Source organism: Mycolicibacterium flavescens (assembly GCF_001722335.1).
Taxonomy (GTDB): domain Bacteria; phylum Actinomycetota; class Actinomycetes; order Mycobacteriales; family Mycobacteriaceae; genus Mycobacterium; species Mycobacterium flavescens.
The window spans coordinates 192,798-209,333 of record NZ_MIHA01000002.1 but is presented as its reverse complement, the minus strand read 5'-3'; the positions used below and the strand labels follow the sequence as shown (position 1 = coordinate 209,333).

Genomic DNA, 16,536 nt, shown 5'->3' with positions numbered 1-16,536 from the left:
CGGATGTTCCCAGCCTACGGGCGGTCACCCAGTTCGGCGCGACCGCGCTCGAAGAACTGCTCGATGCCGGCGGACAGTGTGTCGACGTCGTCGGTGCTCCCGAGTGGCAGCAGCGCACCGAACGGTGCATTCCAGAACGGGCCGGTCCTGGTGCGCCACGGACCGACGTACGCATACGGGGTCGGGTGGGTGTCGTCGCCCGGCGACACCCCGTAGTTCACCTCGTCCTCGACGGCGGCGACGTCGAAGTGCTCCGGCCACAGTGTCGGATGCTGTTGCGGCAGAACCTGTTTGATGGCGTAGCCGCCGGCGTAGAGGCTGCGGTGCAGCCAGTTGGCCGCATCCGGGTCAAGGTCGAGTTCGGCGTCGTCGGGCAGCGGGTCGTCGAGCGGGTAGACACCCTCGGGCGGACCCGCGACCACTCCGGCGGCCTCGGCGATCGCCGCGACCGGGCCGCGCAGCGCAACGCTGTCGTCGCCGAACACCAGGTCGGTGCCGTGCACGGCGAGCGCGATGGCGACCCCGGCGAAGCCGTCCGGGCGCACCGCGAGGCGGATGGTGCCGGCCGTCCGGTACTGGGGTCCGGCGATCAGGCTCTCGGCAACCCAACGCAACTGGCGGCGGGTGGCGACATAGGTCTTTTCGAAGGTCACGGGAAGTGGGTACCAGATCATCGAGTCGGCGTCTCGGGTACCGCTCAATCCCGCGGCCGATGTGAAGCTGCGGCACATGGCGTGGCCCTACCGAGCGTGACGATCAGCGAATGCCGCTGCCCTGTCGACGTTGTCGAGCAATTGCTGGCGACGCTTCGGCCACCAGAACAGCTCCGCCAGCAGCGCCGCGAGGTAGAGCACAGACACCACGGCATTACCCCAGGAGCCGAAGACGGTGTCCCACACGGCGGTTCCGATCGCCACCACCAGCACCAGGGAAACCACCCAGCGAAACGGTCGCGCCGCGTCCGCCGCCGCGCGCAGACCGCGACCGTAGTCGACCACGAACTGTGCCAGCGCTGCGTCGGTGATCGCCTCACCTCGCCGGGCCGTGCGCACCACATTCACGCGCTCTCGACCGGTCAACTCGCTCGCGGACGGCCAGAACCGCGCCATCCGCCGCTGCATGAAGAAGCCGTAGAAGGACCCGACCGCGACGAGGACGATCACTGCGGTCAGCCACATCCCGGAGTCGATCCACGCCAGGACTCCCAACGCGACACCGACCGCGCCGCCGCTGGCCACGGCGCGGTAGACAGGTCCGCCTCGCCACCCGACCGCCGGAACGGTGACCACATGGAGATTGTGCTCGGGTTCACCGCGGGCCGCCGCAGCTTTCGGGCTCAGATCTCGGATAACTCCTTGGGCCGCAGCAGCAGTGTTGCGATCACACTGATCACGGCGGTCGCCACGAGGTAGGAGCAGGCCAGCCACGGCGACGCGTCCGCGGCGGCGATCAGCGCGGTGAGGATCAGCGGGGTCAGCCCCGAGGCGTACACCCCGGACAGCTGGTAGACCGTCGACAGCCCGGTGTAACGCACCCGTGCGGGATACAGCGACGCGTACAGCGTGCCCTGGGCGCCGTAGAACCAGGCGTGGATCACCCCGAACACCACGAGCATCCCGAGGGTGTAGGCGGTCATGTTGCCGGTGTCGAACAGGGCGAACACCGGGAAGACCGCGACCGCGTAGGCGGCGATGCCGCTGGCGTACACCGTGCGCGCCCCGAACCGGTCGGTGAGCAGTCCCGAGACCGGCAACAGCGCGGCCATCAGCAGCGCGGCGAGCGTCACCGCGATCAGCACCGGCACCCGCTCCAGGTGCAGCGTGCCCGTCGCGTAGGAGATCGCGAATACGCCCCAGGTGTTGAACGCGGCGCCCTCACCCCAGCGCGACAGCAGACCGAGCACGGTGCTGCGCAGCGCCGGTGGACGGAACACCTCGCGCAGCGGCGCCGGTGAGCGGTCGTCGTCGTCGCGGACCTTCTCGAAAGCGGGTGTCTCGGTCGCCTTCCAGCGCACCACGAGCCCGAACACGACCAGCACGATGCTGATCAGGAACGCGATCCGCCAGCCGTAGGACTCGAACGCGTCGTCGGGCAGCGCGATCTGCAACAGCGCGAACACACCGGTGCCCAGAGCCAGCCCCAACGCCAGCCCGACCTGCGGAATGCTGCCTGCGAACCCGCGCCGGCGCGGCGGGCTGTGCTCGACGGCGAGCAGGATGGCACCGGCCCATTCGCCGCCGAGCGCAAAGCCCTGCACGACGCGCAGCAGCAACAGCAGGATCGGCGCGAGGACCCCGATCTGCGCCGCGGTGGGCAGCACCCCCATCAGCGCGGTGGCGCCGCCCATCAGAACCATGGTCAACGCCAGGGTCTTCTTGCGGCCGATGCGGTCGCCGACGTGGCCGAACACGAACCCTCCGATGGGCCGGACCACGAACCCGACGGCGAACGTCGCGAACGACAGCAGGGTGCCGACCAGTGAACTCTGGTCGGGGAAGAACGCCTGGTTGAACACCAGGCTTGCCGCGGTCGCGTAGAGGAAGAAGTCGTACCACTCGATAGTGGTGCCGACGAGGCTGGCGACCAGCGCGGTACGCACCCGGGACCGGGTGGCGGCATCCGGCGGGGACGTCCCGGGGTCGATCGACAGATCGGTCGCAGAAGACACGAACGGCGACGATCCCCGATCGGGCCGCCGCGGTGAAGGGTTGTATCCGGCGTGATCGGAAAGGGTCAGGTCTTGGTGCGGCGGTAGTGCCGGCGCGCCTTCATCCTGTTGCCGCACACCGCCATCGAGCACCACCGCGCGGTGTTCGGTTTGCTTCTGTCCAGCAGGAACAGCCGGCATTCGGTGTTCGCGCAGGGACGCAGACGGCCCGGACTCGTCATCCGCAGCGCATCCCAGGCCAACACCGCGCGCGTGGCACCCCGGGCGCCGTCGATCGCCAGGTGCCAGCCCACGCCGGTCTCGCCCATCGACGCCTCCAATCGGACACCGGCGAGGAACCGCCGCAGCGCGACCGGTTCGGTGTCGCCGCGCACCACGCCCTGCAGCAGGGCCCGCACCTCGCGTAGTGCCGCCAGTTCGGCAGCGGTCTGCGCTACTCCCCTGTCGCTGAGCCATTTTCGCGCGGCGCGGGCGTCGGCCAGGTCGTCGCGCGGGACGCCGTCGACAACCGGCGTCGTGTTGAGCAGGTCGAGCAGCAGCGCCTCGTCTGCAGGTCCGGTCGCCACCAGCTCCATCACCTAACCTCCTATCCGATGTTGACAGGTTACATGAAAGGGCGTTGACTAACTGGCATAACGAGTCAATGGAGTTAGATATGGTTGCTGGCGTCCATCATCGCTACGCGGAAGTCCACGGCAGGCGGTTGTTCTACCGGGAGGCCGGGCATCCCGACGCGCCCGCCGTGGTGCTGCTGCACGGCTATCCGACCAGCTCGTTCATGTTCCGCGACCTCATCCCGCGGCTGGCCGACTGCTACCGCGTGATCGCCCCGGACCACCTCGGCTTCGGGCTGTCCGACGCCCCGTCCGTCGACGAGTTCGACTACACGTTTGACGCGCTGACCGATCTGACCGAGGAACTTCTGGACCAGCTCGGCGTCGACCGCTACGCGATCTACGTCCAGGACTACGGCGCCCCGATCGGGTGGCGGTTGACCCTGCGGCACCCCGACGCGATCACCGCGATCGTCACCCAGAACGGCAACGGGTACGACCAAGGATTCATCGAGGACTTCTGGGCACCGGTGTGGGCCTATCAGCGCGAGCAGACCCCGGAGACCGAGGCCGCTGTGCGCACCGCCCTCGGCGTCGACGCGATCAGGTGGCAGTACGTGACCGGCGTGCCCGACGAAAGCCTGGTCAGCCCCGACACCTGGTCACACGACGCGGCGTTGATCGGCCGACCGGGCAACGACCTGGTGCAGCTCAAGCTGTTTCGCGATTATGCGACGAATCCGCCGCTGTATCGGGCGCTGCACGAGCAGCTGCGGAGCAACCGGATACCGGTGCTTGCGGTGTGGGGCCACAACGACCCGATCTTCGGCCCCGACGGTGCCCGCGCGTTCGGCAAGGACGCTCCCGACGCGGAGATCCACCTCCTCGACGGCGGGCACTTCCTGCTGGAGACCGCCGTCGAGGAGGTCGCCGAACTGATGCGCGACTTCCTGGGCCGAGTGCTCACCCGGTGAGGCCGGCTTTCTGCAGTGCGATTCACCCGAGCAGTTCGCCGACCGTCTTGACCCGCGCCAGCGTCTGCGAAGCCGCCAGATCCTGCGCGTCGGCGTCGTAGTAGTCGAACCACGGCAGCCCCTCCCTGACATAGGCGTCCCGGTCGACGGGGCTGGGCGGCGGCGCCTCGCCGGTGATCGCCGTCCACACAGCCGCCGAGCACAGGTGCACGAAAACCCGCGCGGACCGCTCGACGTCGTAGTCGGACAGCGCGCGTTCGTCGGCGTAGATCTCCTGCCGCATCCGGCCGCCGGCGCCGACACCCATATCGGCCTCCGCCGATTCGTCTGGCGCGCAACACAAGACCTGCTCGACCGGGGTCTCGCGCCACCGTTGCAGTGCCTGCTCGGTCAGGCCGACAGCTCGAAGCTGGATGCCACCGTGAATCTCCTGACCGGTGACCTGCGCTTCGACGGTGGCACCTGAGCCGTGCCGGACCGCGACGAACTGCCGGATGAACCCCTCCCCGGCGTTGATCCCGTCCAGCCAGGGCTGCTTGGGCAGCGCGACATAGTTCTGCGGATCCTTGGTCAGCCGTTCCGTCCAGTCCTCACCGCTGACGGCGCAAACCGTGCCGACGCCGACCTGCAGCGCGGCGGGTTCGTCGGCCTCGAACGACAACCACATCGCCTCACGCTGGTAGACGGGCAGCATCACCCCGCCACGGGCCAGCCAGTGCGCTGGCGCCGTGTCCGGATAGTCCTCGACCGGGCGCAACGGAAACGACCCCAGACTCGGTGGCAGCGGGTGTAATCCGGTTTCGGGGATGCGAAGCGTGCGTTCGAACCCGATGCGCACCGGACCGAGGACCAACGAGTCGCCGACTGTTTTCATGCCCGAAGTGGTAGCACCGGGCACCGACAGGTCACATCCAGATCTTGGCGAGCAACTCCAGCGACCGGTCCCGGACCGCGGGGTCGTAGGCGTAGGTCACGGTGATCAACTCGTCTGCGCCGGTGCGCTCGACGAACCGCTCCAACTGTGCCTTGGCGGTCTCGGGTCCGCCGACCGCCTTGATGCTCAGCATCGGGTTGGCGCCCGCGCCCGGCGGCAGCGTCGCCGGATCGACCGGCGGCTGGATCTTGCGCCGCTGGTTGCGCTGGACGTCGAGGAACATCTGCTCGACCACGGTGAACTGCCGTTGCGCCTCGTCATCGGTGTCGGCGACCATCACGTTGATCCCGGCCATGACGTACGGCCGGTCGATCTGCGCGGTGGGCATCTCGGTGCTGAACGCCTCCCGGTAGGTCCGGATGGCGTCGTCGAGCTGTTCGGGCGCGAAGTGCGACGCCACCGAGAACGGCAGGCCGAGTTGCCCGGCGATGGCCGCACCGTTGACCGTCGAGCCCAGCACCCAGATCGGCACGTCGGTACCTGCGGACACCGCGGACATGATCGGCATGCTGTGCGCGGTGCCGGATTCACCGAACCAGCCCTGCAGGTCGTAGATGTTCTGGGCGAAGGCCTGCGGTTCGGCCGATGACCGGCTCAGCGCCTGCGCGGTCCGCATGTCCGTGCCCGGGGCACGCCCCAGGCCCAGGTCGATGCGCGGCCCGTGCATGTTGACCAGCGTCCCGTACTGCTCGGCCACCATCAGCGGGGCGTGGTTGGGCAACATGACGCCGCCGGAGCCGAGCCGGATCCGCTCGGTGACCGAGGCGGCCTGCGAGATCAACAGCGCGGTGCTGCTCGCGGCGAGGTTCGGCGTGTTGTGGTGCTCGGCGAACCAGAGCCGTTGGTACCCCAGCTGATCGGCGAGGCGCGCCGAGCTCATCGAGGCGGCGATCGCGTCGCGCGCGGTCGAACCCTCTGAAATCGGGACCAGGTCGAGAATGCTCAGGGGGACAGACAAGGCCGGGCTCACCTCACGTTGGCATCGGGATACGAATTAGGTTCAACGCCCGATGCCGGGCCGCTATTCCGAGCGCTCAGACCGTGAAGCCGAGCGCGCGCAGCTGTTCGCGGCCGTCGTCGGTGATCTTGTCCGGGCCCCACGGCGGGTTCCACACCCAGTTGATCTTCAGCTCGCTGACCAGACCGGCGCCGACCAGCGCGGTGCGCGACTGGTCCTCGATCACGTCGGTCAGCGGGCAGGCCGCCGACGTCAGCGTCATGTCGATCAGCGCGACCTTGCCCTGGTCACCCTGTTCGACGTTGATGCCGTAGACCAGCCCCAGGTCGACGACGTTGATGCCGAGCTCGGGGTCGACGACGTCGCGCATCGCCTCCTCGAGATCGAACAGGAATTCCTCGCTCGGAACCGCGGTGTCACTCATCCTGCCTCCTGCAATCCTTCCGACGCCTGCACCAGCGCATCTTTGAAAGCCATCCAGCCCAGCAGCGCGCACTTCACGCGTGCCGGGTACTTCGCGACACCGGCGAACGCGATGCCGTCTCCCAGTACATCCTCGTCCCCGTCGACCTTGCCCCGCGAGGCCACCATTTCGTTGAACGCCGCGACGGTCTCGAGCGCCTCGGCGACGTTGCGTCCGATGAGTTGATCGGTGAGCACCGACGTCGACGCCTGGCTGATCGAACAGCCCTGACCGTCGTAGGAGATGTCGAGGATCTTCTCGCCGTCGTCGGACAGCGCCACCCGCAGCGTCACCTCGTCCCCGCACGTCGGGTTGACGTGGTGCACCTCGGCGCCGAACGGCTCGCGAAGGCCGCGGTGGTGCGGGTGCTTGTAGTGATCGAGGATCACTTCTTGGTACATCTGCTCGAGTCGCATGTCAGTCCCCGAAGAATTTCACGGCGCGCCGGACACCGGCGACCAGCCTGTCCACCTCGTCGACGGTGTTGTACAGCGCGAACGAGGCGCGCGCGGTCGCGGCGATGCCGAACCGCCGGTGCAGCGGCCACGCGCAGTGGTGCCCGACGCGGATTGCCACCCCGCCGTCGTCGAGGACCTGACCGACGTCGTGGGCGTGCACGCCGTCGACCACGAAACTCACCGGCGACAGCCGGTCCTCCACAGTGGTCGGGCCGATGATCCGCACCCCGTCGACGGCCGCGAGCCCCTCCAGCGCGGCGGCCACGAGTTGCGCCTCGTGCTGGGCCACCGCCTCCATTCCGATCGCACCGAGATACCGCGCGGCCGCGGCCAATCCGACGACCTGCGACGTCATCGGGGTGCCGGCCTCGAATCGCTGCGGTGCGGGCGCGTACGTCGCACTCTCCATCGTGACGGTTTCGATCATCGAACCGCCGGTCAGGAACGGCGGCATCGTGTTCAGCAGGTCAGCGCGGCCGTACAGCACGCCGATACCGTTGGGGCCGAGCATTTTGTGCCCGGAGAACGCCGCGTAGTCGACGTCGAGCGCGTGGAAGTCCACCGGCTGGTGCGGCACCGACTGGCAGGCGTCCAGCACGGTCAGCGCGCCGACCGCCTTGGCGCGCTTCACCAGCTCACTGACCGGGGCCAGCGCACCCGTGACGTTCGAATGGTGGCTGAAGGCAACGACTTTGACCCGCTCGTCGAGCTGCAGCGAGTCGAGGTCGATGCGCCCCGCCTGATCGCCTGAGTCGGTGACGCCGTACCACTTGAGCGTCGCGCCGGTGCGCCGCGCCAGTTCCTGCCACGGGATCAGGTTGGCGTGGTGCTCGAGTTCGGTGGTGACGATGACGTCGCCGGGCCCGACGGCGCGGTCGAACCTGTTGTCGCCGAGCACGTAGGCCACCAGGTTGAGCGCCTCGGTGGCGTTCTTGGTGAACACGAGCTCGTCGGGATCGGCGCCGACGAACGACGCGATGTCGGCGCGGCCGTCCTCGTAGGCGTCGGTGGCCTCCTCCATCAGCTGGTGCGCCCCACGGTGTACCGCGCCGTTGGAGGTCACCAGGAAGTCGCGTTCGGCGTCGAGCACCTGCAGCGGGCGCTGGGACGTGGCCCCGGAATCCAGGTACGCCAACTGGTCCCCACCCCGCATCTGCTTCTTCAGGATCGGGAAGTCGGCGCGGACGGCATCGACGTCCAGGCGGCGATTCACGGGTTAGGCCCCCGCTGCCGCCGTCTGCGTGAAGCGGACGTAACCGTTCTCCTCGAGTTCGTCGGCCAACTCCGGACCGCCCGACTCGACGATGCGGCCGCCGACGAACACGTGCACGAACTGCGGCTGGATGTAGCGCAGGATCCGGGTGTAGTGCGTGATCAACAGCACGCCACCGTTTTCGGACTCGGCGTACCTGTTCACCCCGTCACTGACCACCCGAAGCGCGTCGACGTCCAGACCGGAGTCGGTCTCGTCGAGGATGGCGATCTTCGGCTTGAGCAGCGACAGCTGCAGGATCTCGTGACGCTTCTTCTCGCCGCCGGAGAAGCCTTCGTTGACGCTGCGCTCGGAGAACGACGGCTCGATGCCGAGGTCGGTCATCGCGCCCTTGACCTCCTTGACCCAGTGCCGCAGCTTGGGCGCCTCACCGCGCACGGCCGTGGCCGCGGTGCGCAGGAAGTTCGACATCGACACGCCGGGCACCTCGATGGGGTACTGCATGGCCAGAAACAGCCCGGCGCGGGCGCGTTCGTCGACGCTCATCTCCAGTACGTCCTGGCCGTCGAGTGTGATCGAGCCCGACGTCACCGTGTACTTGGGGTGGCCGGCGATCGCATACGACAGCGTGGACTTGCCGGATCCGTTGGGGCCCATTACCGCGTGGGTCTCCCCCGACTTCACGGTCAGGTTGACCCCGTTGAGGATGGGGATGTCGGTGCCGTCCTCGGCGGAGACGACGCTGACGTGCAGATCTTTGACTTCCAAAGTGGTCATGATTGGTCTGTTCTCGATTCCGTGATCGCTAGTTCTCGTTCGATTGCTTCGGTGAGGCGTTCGCGCACTGCGGGCACGGCGATCTTCGCAATGATCTCGTTGAAGAAGCCGCGGACCACCAGTCGACGCGCCTGAACCTCGGGGATGCCGCGGGCCTGCAGGTAGAACAACTGCTCATCGTCGAAACGGCCGGTGGCGCTGGCGTGACCGGCGCCGACGATCTCGCCGATCTCGATCTCGAGGTTGGGTACCGAGTCGGCGCGGGCCCCATCGGTGAGCAGCAGGTTGCGGTTGACCTCGAAGGTGTCGGTGCCGGTGGCCGCCGCGCGGATCAGCACGTCGCCGACCCACACGGTGTGCGCGTCGGGCCGGTTCGACGCCGGATCACCTTGCAGCGCACCCTTGTACAGCACGTCGGACTTGCAGTTGGGGTGCGCGTGGTCGACCAGCAGCCGTGACTCGAAGTGCTGGCCGTCGTCGGCGAAGTAGGTGCCGAGCAGCTTCGCGTCCCCGCCGGGTGCGGTGAACCGCACGTTCGCGGTGGTGCGCACGACATCGCCGCCCAGGGTGACGTTCACGTGGCCGAGCACCGCGTCCTTGCCGAGCTTGGCGTGGTGCGCGCTCACGTGCACCGTGTCGTCGGCCCAGTCGGCGATCCAGATGACCCCGAGCCCGGCCGAGTCGCCGACGATGATTTCGACGTTGTCGGCGTAGGTTCCGCTGCCGCGCAGATCCACCACGACGATGGCGCGCGAGAGCTCCTCGACGCGGATCTGCAGGTGCCCGTAGGCCACCGCACCCTCACCCGGGCCGGTGATGTCGACCTCGATCGGCTCGGCTACCTCGGTGTCCCGACCGACGGTGACGATGGTGGCCGTCTCGAACGACGAATATGCTTGCGCCGCAACACGGTCCGCCGGCACGCCACCCTGACCGAGTCGCGGGTCGTCACGCTGGACCCGCTCCACCGTCACGCCCGGTCGCTCGGACACCTCGATGTCGGCGCTGCCGCTGGCACTCGCGGACCCGTCGTGCAGGCCGCGTAGCCGTTTGAGCGGGGTGAACCGCCAGATTTCGTCGCGGCCGCCGGGCACCTCGAACGCGTTGACGTCGAACGAGGTGAAGACCTCACCCTTGTTCAGCGCCGAACCCGCCGGTGTCCCTTCGATCGCTGTGGAAAGCTCCGATGTCACTAGCCCACCGCGCCTTCCATCTGCAGCTCGATCAGCCTGTTGAGCTCCAGCGCGTACTCCATCGGGAGCTCCTTGGCGATCGGCTCGACGAACCCGCGCACCACCATCGCCATCGCCTCGTCCTCGGTCAGCCCGCGGCTCATCAGGTAGAACAGCTGGTCCTCGCTGACCTTCGACACGGTGGCCTCGTGGCCCATCGTGACGTCGTCCTCGCGGATGTCGACGTAGGGGTAGGTGTCGGAGCGGCTGATCGTGTCGACCAGCAGCGCATCGCATTTCACGCTGGAGCGGGAACCGTGTGCACCCTTGTTGACCTGGACCAGGCCGCGGTAGGACGCCCGGCCACCGCCGCGTGCCACCGACTTGGACACGATGTTGCTCGACGTGTTCGGTGCCAGGTGCAGCATCTTGGCGCCGGTGTCCTGGTGCTGGCCCTCACCGGCGAACGCCACCGAGAGCACCTCCCCGCGGGCGTGCTCACCGGTCATCCAGACCGCCGGGTACTTCATCGTGACCTTGGAGCCGATGTTGCCGTCGACCCACTCCATCGTGGCGCCGGCCTCGGCCCGCGCACGCTTGGTGACCAGGTTGTAGACGTTGTTCGACCAGTTCTGGATGGTCGTGTAGCGGCACCGGCCGCCGGCCTTGACGATGATCTCGACGACCGCCGAGTGCAGCGAGTCGCTCTTGTAGATCGGTGCGGTACACCCCTCGACGTAGTGCACGTAGGCGCCCTCGTCGACGATGATCAGCGTCCGCTCGAACTGGCCCATGTTCTCGGTGTTGATCCGGAAGTAGGCCTGCAGCGGGATGTCGACGTGCACGCCCGGCGGCACGTAGATGAACGAACCACCCGACCACACCGCGGTGTTGAGCGCGGAGAACTTGTTGTCACCGGCCGGGATCACCGTGCCGAAGTACTGCTTGAAGATCTCCGGGTGCTCTTTGAGCGCGGTGTCGGTGTCGAGGAAGATCACGCCCTGGGCCTCGAGGTCCTCGCGGATCGAGTGGTAGACGACCTCGGACTCGTACTGCGCCGCGACGCCAGAGACCAGCCGCTGCTTCTCGGCCTCCGGGATGCCCAGCTTGTCGTAGGTGTTGCGGATGTCCTCGGGCAGGTCGTCCCACGTCGCGGCCTGCTTCTCGCTGGAACGCACGAAGTACTTGATGTTGTCGAAGTCGATGCCCTCGAGGTTGGAGCCCCAGTTCGGCATCGGCTTCTTGTCGAACGTGCGCAGCGCCTTGAGGCGGACGTCGAGCATCCACTGGGGCTCGCTCTTCTTGGCCGAGATGTCGCGGACCACCTCTTCCGAGAGTCCCCGCTTCGCCGCGCTGCCGGCGTCGTCGGAGTCCGCCCAGCCGTAGCCGTACCGCCCCAGCGAGGCGATCGCCTCTTCCTGGCTCAGCGGTTCGCCCACCTTGTGGACCTCGGGTGTGGTCGTCATGTCGACGCTCCTTGCTTCTTCGTGGGGGCTGCAACGCTGATCTTGTCGACCAGCGGAACGTGCGTGGTGCAGGCGCAGTCGCCGTTGACGATCGTGGCGAGCCTCTGCACGTGGGTGCCGAGAATGTCGGCGAAGGCCTCTTGTTCGGTTTCGCACAGCTCCGGAAATTCCTCGGCGACGTGCGACACCGGACAGTGATGCTGGCACAGCTGGATGCCGGGCATCGGACCGGCCACCGGGGTGGTCGTCGTCGCGTAACCCGCTTCGCTCAGCGCGTCCGCGATCCGGCCGGCAGCTGGTTCAACGTCATCGGACCCCTCGGTTACTCCCGCCACGCCGGCGAGAATTCCGTCGATCCGCCGCCGCGCGAAGGTGCGGACGGCCTCGTCGCCGCCGATCTCGCGCAGTTGCCGGATCGCTGCGACCGCCAGATCGTCGTAGGCGTGTCCCAGCTTGGCCCGGCCGGCCGCGGTGAGGCGGTACCGCTTGGCGGGACGGCCCCGGCCGGTGTGCTGCCAGGCGGCGGCGGCGCTGGACTGCGCGTCGCCCGCCTCGACCAGCGCGTCGAGGTGCCGTCGCACCCCGGCCGCGGAGATCCCGAGCCGTTCACCGATCTCACCTGCGGTGATCGATCCTGACTCGAGCAGCAGCCGGACGATCGCCCCACGGGTGTGGCGATCCGCTGAGCTGGATGTCGCCGCCGGGGCGGCTCCAGCGTCCGGACTGAATTTCACAACACTATTGTGACGGAATTCCGAAAGCCCTGTAAAGCAAGGGCACCCTTAGCGTGACTGACCCCTCATCCACGGCGGTTACGCTGCTGAGGTGGCAGCCCGCCTCCGCTCGTTCAGCTCGTCGATTGCCCGTTGGCACGCCGACGAAGCGCCGGTCGGCTCCCCGCTGAACGATGCCGAGGTCATCGCGCTGCGCCACACCCGGCTGTTCGGCGCGACGGGCACGGTGCTGATGGCCATCGGGGCGCTCGGCGTCGGCGCCCGCCCGGTGGTGCAGGATCCGACCTTCGGCGTGCGGCTGCTGAACCTGCCGTCGCGCATCCAGACGGTATCGCTGACGATGACCACCACCGGCGCGGTGATGATGGCGCTGGCCTGGCTGATGCTGGGCAGGTTCGCGCTCGGCGACCGCCGCATGTCGCGCAGCCAGTTGGACCGGCTGCTGTGGCTGTGGGTGCTCCCGCTGCTCATCGCCCCTCCGATGTACAGCCGCGACGTCTACTCCTATCTGGCGCAGAGCGAGATCGCGGCCAAGGGCCTGGACCCCTACCGGGTGGGGCCCGCACCCGGGCTCGGCCTCGACCACGTGTTCACGCTGTCGGTACCCAACATGTGGCGCGAGACGCCCGCGCCCTACGGCCCGCTCTTCCTGTGGATCGGGGAGGGCATCTCGTCGCTGACCGGTGAGAACATCGTCGCCGCGGTGCTGTGTCACCGGCTGGTCGTGCTGCTGGGCGTCGGGCTGATCGTCTGGGCGGTGCCCCGGCTGGCCCGCCGCTGCGGCGTCGCCGAGGTCAGCGCGCTGTGGCTCGGCGCGGCCAATCCGCTGCTGATCATGCATCTGGTGGCGGGCATCCACAACGAGGCGCTGATGCTGGGGCTGATGCTGGCCGGCACCGAGTTCGCGCTGCGCGGTGTCAGCAGCATCGGAGCGACGCGGCCCCTGCTGCCCCGCCCGCTGACGTGGCCGCGGGACCGGCAGCAGTGGAGCCGGTGGTGGCCGGCGGCGATGCTGCTGCTCGGTGTTGTGCTGATCACGATGTCCTCTCAGGTCAAACTCCCGTCGCTGCTGGCACTGGGGTTCGTGGCGATGGCGTTGGCCTGCCGCTGGGGCGGCACCGTCAAGGCGTTCCTGCTGGCCGGCGGGTCGCTGACCGCGGTGTCGGTGGCGGTGATGGCGGTCATCGGTTGGGCCAGCGGTCTGGGGTTCGGCTGGATCTTCACCCTCGGCACCGCCAACGTCGTACGCAGCTGGATGTCGCTGCCCACCCTGCTGGCGCTGGGCACCGGCCAGGTCGGGATCCTGCTCGGTCTCGGCGACCACACGACCGCGGTGCTGGGCCTGACCCGCGCCATCGGCGTGTCGATCATCGCGATCCTGGTCACCTGGCTGCTGCTGTCGGTGCTGCGCGGCCGGCTGCATCCGGTCGGCGGGCTCGGCGTCGCGCTCGGGATGACGGTGCTGCTGTTCCCGGTGGTGCAGCCCTGGTACGTGCTGTGGGCGGTGCTGCCGCTGGCCGCGTGGGCGACCCGCCCCGCGTTCCGCAGCACGACGATCGTGGTGACGCTGGCCGTCGGGATCTTCGGGCCCACCGCCAACGGCGACCGGTTCACGTTGTTCCAGATCCTGCTGGCCGTCGCCGCGAGCACCGTCGTCGTGCTGCTGCTGATTCTGCTGACCTACCAGCGGCTGCCGTGGCGTGCCATGACCACGCTGCCGCCCGACCGTCCCGCCGACCGTTCGTCCGGGCCCGCGCCACCGCAGCCGCACCCTGCGCGGCCCGACGCCTACGCTGATTCCCCGTGACGCAGCAAGGGGCCCGGGCTTCCGCCGTCCCCGTGCGACTGCACGGGGTGACAAAACGCTACGGGTCGACCGTCGCGGTGGCCGGACTCGACCTCGAGGTCCAGACGGCCGAGGTGTTCGCGCTGCTCGGGCCGAACGGCGCGGGCAAGACCACCACGGTCGAGATGTGCGAGGGCTTCATCAGGCCCGACACGGGCACCGTCGAGATCCTGGGCCTCGACCCGGGGGCCGACAACGCCCGACTGCGCGAACGCATCGGCGTCATGCTGCAGGGCGGCGGCGGCTATCCCGCCGCGCGGGCCGGTGAGATGCTCAACCTGGTCGCGTCTTATGCGGCCGACCCGTTGGATCCGGCGTGGCTGATGGACACCCTCGGGCTCACCGAGGCCGCCAGGACCACCTACCGCCGGCTGTCGGGCGGTCAGCAGCAGCGCCTGGCGCTGGCGTGCGCGGTCGTCGGCCGCCCCGAGCTGGTGTTCCTCGACGAACCCACCGCCGGGATGGACGCTCACGCGCGAATTGTGGTGTGGGAGTTGATCGATGCGCTGCGCCGCGACGGGGTGACGGTGATGCTGACGACCCACCAGCTGACCGAGGCCGAGGAGCTCGCCGACCGGATCATGATCATCGACCACGGCCGACCGGTGGCCACCGGCACCCCCGACGAGCTGATGCGCAGCGGCGCCGAGAACCAGTTGCGGTTCCGCGCGCCGCGCATGCTGGATCTGTCGCTGCTGGTCTCGGCGTTGCCGGAGAGCTACCGGGCCACCGAGACGGCGCCCGGTGAGTACCTGATCGAGGGTGCGATCAATCCGCAGGTGCTGGCGACCGTCACGGCGTGGTGCGCCCGACTCGACGTGCTGGCCACCGACATGCGCGTCGAACAACGCAGTCTCGAGGATGTATTCCTGGAGCTGACGGGGCGGGAGTTGCGGCCATGATGACGACGAATCGTTTTGCGCCGGGAACGTTTTCGCCGGCGCCGGGCCCGGCCAGTGTGCAGAAGATGCTGGCCGCGCAGTTCGGTCTCGAGCTGCGGCTGCTGCTGCGCAACGGTGAGCAGTTGTTGTTGACGATGTTCATCCCGATCACGCTGCTGATCGGGTTGACGTTGTTGCCGCTGGGTGATTTCGGCGCCAACCGGGCGGCGACGTTCGTGCCGGCGATCATGGCGCTGGCGGTAATCTCGACCGCGTTCACCGGGCAGGCGATCGCGGTGGCGTTCGACCGGCGCTACGGTGCGCTCAAACGGCTGGGTGCCACCGCGCTGCCGGTCTGGGGAATCATCGCGGGCAAATCGCTGGCCGTGGTGGCGGTTGTGATCCTGCAGTCGATTGTGTTGGGCGCCATCGGCTTTGCCCTCGGGTGGCGGCCGCACCTGGCGGGGCTCGCACTGGGCGCGGTGATCATCGCGCTGGGCACCGCGGGGTTCGCCGCGCTGGGCCTTCTGCTGGGCGGCACCCTGCGCGCCGAGATCGTGCTGGCCGTGGCCAACCTGCTGTGGTTCGTCTTCGCCGGGCTCGGCGCGCTCACGCTCGAGGGCGGGATGGTGCCCTCGGCGCTGCAGTGGGTGGCCCGGTTGACGCCGTCGGGCGCGCTGACCGAGGCGTTGTCGCGGGCGATGAGCCTGTCAGTGGACTGGTTCGGCCTGCTCGTCCTCGCGGTGTGGGGCGGCGTCGCCGCGCTGTGCGCTCTGCGCTGGTTCCGCTTCACCTGAGGCCAGCCTCGGCAACAGGTATTCGAGCTGCCCCACCTCTTCGATGTTGTGCCGGACCCAGGCGCGCATCTTGTCGGGGCCGAACCGACGCCGCACGACGGCGTTGACCGGGGCCAGCAGCGGTGACCGCGCCCCGAGATCCATCACGGTCACGTAGTGCGCCCGCCCGTCGCCCGCCGACCAGGTGTGCTCGAGCTGGAAGACCGGGATGCCGGCGATCCGCTTCACCAGCCGGATGCCGGTCTCGTCGAGCTTCTCGACGCGGGCGACCTCGTCGATGGTGAACTCCGGACGCGCACCGAAAGCCTCGACCATCCGGAACCGGGCGCCGTCAGCGGCCCCGCCGCCGGGCGCGGGACGCGCCAGCTCCCACCGGATGTGGTCGATCGGATGCCAGGCCAGGTACCGGTCGATGACCTCGCCGCCGTAGTCCATGGTGCCGCCGAGGTGAGTGAACCAGTCCAGCAGCATCGTCGGGGTCAGACCCGCAAGGGGCCGGTGGTCGATCGTGATGCGCCGGCGGCCGTGCGGACACTCCAGGTAGCGGACCGTCGCGGTATCGACGGTGCGCAGCGGGTGAAGCACCAGCCGGGCGGGCGGGATCTTCATGGTAACCCTCCAAAGATACGGAAACGTTTCTT

Annotated in this window: 18 protein-coding genes; 4 read left to right on the top strand and 14 right to left on the bottom strand. The window is 68.5% G+C overall.

Annotation, left to right across the window (positions count from 1 at the left end):
* Positions 1-14 precede the first annotated feature (14 nt).
* The 4 genes from BHQ18_RS03480 to BHQ18_RS03465 all read right to left on the bottom strand — a co-directional run bounded on the left by BHQ18_RS03480 (position 15) and on the right by BHQ18_RS03465 (position 3,243).
* Positions 15-653, bottom strand: a complete 639-nt coding sequence (locus tag BHQ18_RS03480) for a hypothetical protein (RefSeq protein ID WP_084293873.1) — start codon at positions 651-653, stop codon at positions 15-17.
* Positions 654-740: 87 nt separating this feature from the next.
* Positions 741-1,289 carry a hypothetical protein gene (locus BHQ18_RS03475; protein WP_069412174.1) on the bottom strand — a complete coding sequence of 183 codons (549 nt, stop codon included), beginning with the start codon at positions 1,287-1,289 and terminating at the stop codon, positions 741-743.
* 47 nt (positions 1,290-1,336) lie between these two features.
* Complete coding sequence (locus BHQ18_RS03470; protein ID WP_069412359.1) at positions 1,337-2,650, bottom strand: MFS transporter; 1,314 nt, start codon at positions 2,648-2,650, stop codon at positions 1,337-1,339.
* An 83-nt stretch (positions 2,651-2,733) separates the two neighbouring features.
* On the bottom strand, positions 2,734-3,243 hold the full coding sequence (locus BHQ18_RS03465) for a CGNR zinc finger domain-containing protein (protein WP_069412173.1): 510 nt from the start codon (positions 3,241-3,243) through the stop codon (positions 2,734-2,736).
* 80 nt (positions 3,244-3,323) lie between these two features.
* Here BHQ18_RS03465 and BHQ18_RS03460 point away from each other — a divergent pair, with 80 nt between their 5' ends.
* Entirely contained in the window at positions 3,324-4,196 is an 873-nt protein-coding gene (locus BHQ18_RS03460) for an alpha/beta fold hydrolase (protein WP_069412172.1), read from the top strand.
* Between the two features lie 22 nt (positions 4,197-4,218).
* On the opposite strand, the gene BHQ18_RS03455 is transcribed toward BHQ18_RS03460, so the two are convergent.
* The 9 genes from BHQ18_RS03455 to BHQ18_RS03415 all read right to left on the bottom strand — a co-directional run bounded on the left by BHQ18_RS03455 (position 4,219) and on the right by BHQ18_RS03415 (position 12,371).
* Complete coding sequence (locus BHQ18_RS03455) at positions 4,219-5,070, bottom strand: hypothetical protein (RefSeq protein WP_234794060.1); 852 nt, start codon at positions 5,068-5,070, stop codon at positions 4,219-4,221.
* Positions 5,071-5,101: 31 nt separating this feature from the next.
* Complete coding sequence (locus tag BHQ18_RS03450; RefSeq protein WP_069412358.1) at positions 5,102-6,088, bottom strand: LLM class flavin-dependent oxidoreductase; 987 nt, start codon at positions 6,086-6,088, stop codon at positions 5,102-5,104.
* 76 nt (positions 6,089-6,164) lie between these two features.
* The gene (locus BHQ18_RS03445; RefSeq protein ID WP_069412171.1) at positions 6,165-6,512 is read right to left on the bottom strand and encodes a metal-sulfur cluster assembly factor; all 348 of its coding nucleotides are present in this window, start codon (positions 6,510-6,512) and stop codon (positions 6,165-6,167) included.
* Positions 6,509-6,967 (bottom strand): Fe-S cluster assembly sulfur transfer protein SufU, encoded by a 459-nt coding sequence (gene sufU, locus BHQ18_RS03440; protein ID WP_069412170.1) that lies wholly within the window; start codon positions 6,965-6,967, stop codon positions 6,509-6,511. Before sufU ends, BHQ18_RS03445 begins: the two co-directional genes overlap by 4 nt.
* 1 nt (position 6,968) lies before the next feature.
* Positions 6,969-8,222: a cysteine desulfurase gene (locus tag BHQ18_RS03435; protein ID WP_069412169.1), complete on the bottom strand. Its 1,254-nt coding sequence runs from the start codon at positions 8,220-8,222 to the stop codon at positions 6,969-6,971.
* A gap of 3 nt (positions 8,223-8,225) precedes the next feature.
* A complete protein-coding gene (sufC, locus tag BHQ18_RS03430; protein ID WP_069412168.1) occupies positions 8,226-8,999 on the bottom strand; it encodes a Fe-S cluster assembly ATPase SufC in 774 nt (257 codons plus the stop codon).
* Positions 8,996-10,192: a Fe-S cluster assembly protein SufD gene (gene sufD, locus BHQ18_RS03425; protein WP_069412167.1), complete on the bottom strand. Its 1,197-nt coding sequence runs from the start codon at positions 10,190-10,192 to the stop codon at positions 8,996-8,998. The genes sufC and sufD overlap by 4 nt, the downstream gene beginning before the upstream one ends.
* The gene (gene sufB, locus BHQ18_RS03420; RefSeq protein WP_069412166.1) at positions 10,192-11,637 is read right to left on the bottom strand and encodes a Fe-S cluster assembly protein SufB; all 1,446 of its coding nucleotides are present in this window, start codon (positions 11,635-11,637) and stop codon (positions 10,192-10,194) included. Before sufB ends, sufD begins: the two co-directional genes overlap by 1 nt.
* A complete protein-coding gene (locus BHQ18_RS03415; RefSeq protein ID WP_069412165.1) occupies positions 11,634-12,371 on the bottom strand; it encodes a helix-turn-helix transcriptional regulator in 738 nt (245 codons plus the stop codon). The genes sufB and BHQ18_RS03415 overlap by 4 nt, the downstream gene beginning before the upstream one ends.
* A gap of 91 nt (positions 12,372-12,462) precedes the next feature.
* On the opposite strand from BHQ18_RS03415, the gene mptB reads away from it, so the two are divergent.
* Genes mptB through BHQ18_RS03400 form a run of 3 tightly spaced genes read left to right on the top strand, consistent with a single transcriptional unit; the run spans position 12,463 to position 15,895 of the window.
* Positions 12,463-14,178: a polyprenol phosphomannose-dependent alpha 1,6 mannosyltransferase MptB gene (gene mptB / locus BHQ18_RS03410; protein ID WP_069412164.1), complete on the top strand. Its 1,716-nt coding sequence runs from the start codon at positions 12,463-12,465 to the stop codon at positions 14,176-14,178.
* The gene (locus BHQ18_RS03405; RefSeq protein WP_069412163.1) at positions 14,175-15,119 is read left to right on the top strand and encodes an ABC transporter ATP-binding protein; all 945 of its coding nucleotides are present in this window, start codon (positions 14,175-14,177) and stop codon (positions 15,117-15,119) included. Before mptB ends, BHQ18_RS03405 begins: the two co-directional genes overlap by 4 nt.
* Positions 15,119-15,895 (top strand): ABC transporter permease, encoded by a 777-nt coding sequence (locus BHQ18_RS03400; RefSeq protein ID WP_069412357.1) that lies wholly within the window; start codon positions 15,119-15,121, stop codon positions 15,893-15,895. Before BHQ18_RS03405 ends, BHQ18_RS03400 begins: the two co-directional genes overlap by 1 nt.
* Here BHQ18_RS03400 and BHQ18_RS03395 read toward each other — a convergent pair.
* Entirely contained in the window at positions 15,809-16,504 is a 696-nt protein-coding gene (locus BHQ18_RS03395; RefSeq protein WP_069412162.1) for a hypothetical protein, read from the bottom strand. The genes BHQ18_RS03400 and BHQ18_RS03395 overlap by 87 nt on opposite strands.
* Between the last annotated feature and the right edge of the window lie 32 nt (positions 16,505-16,536).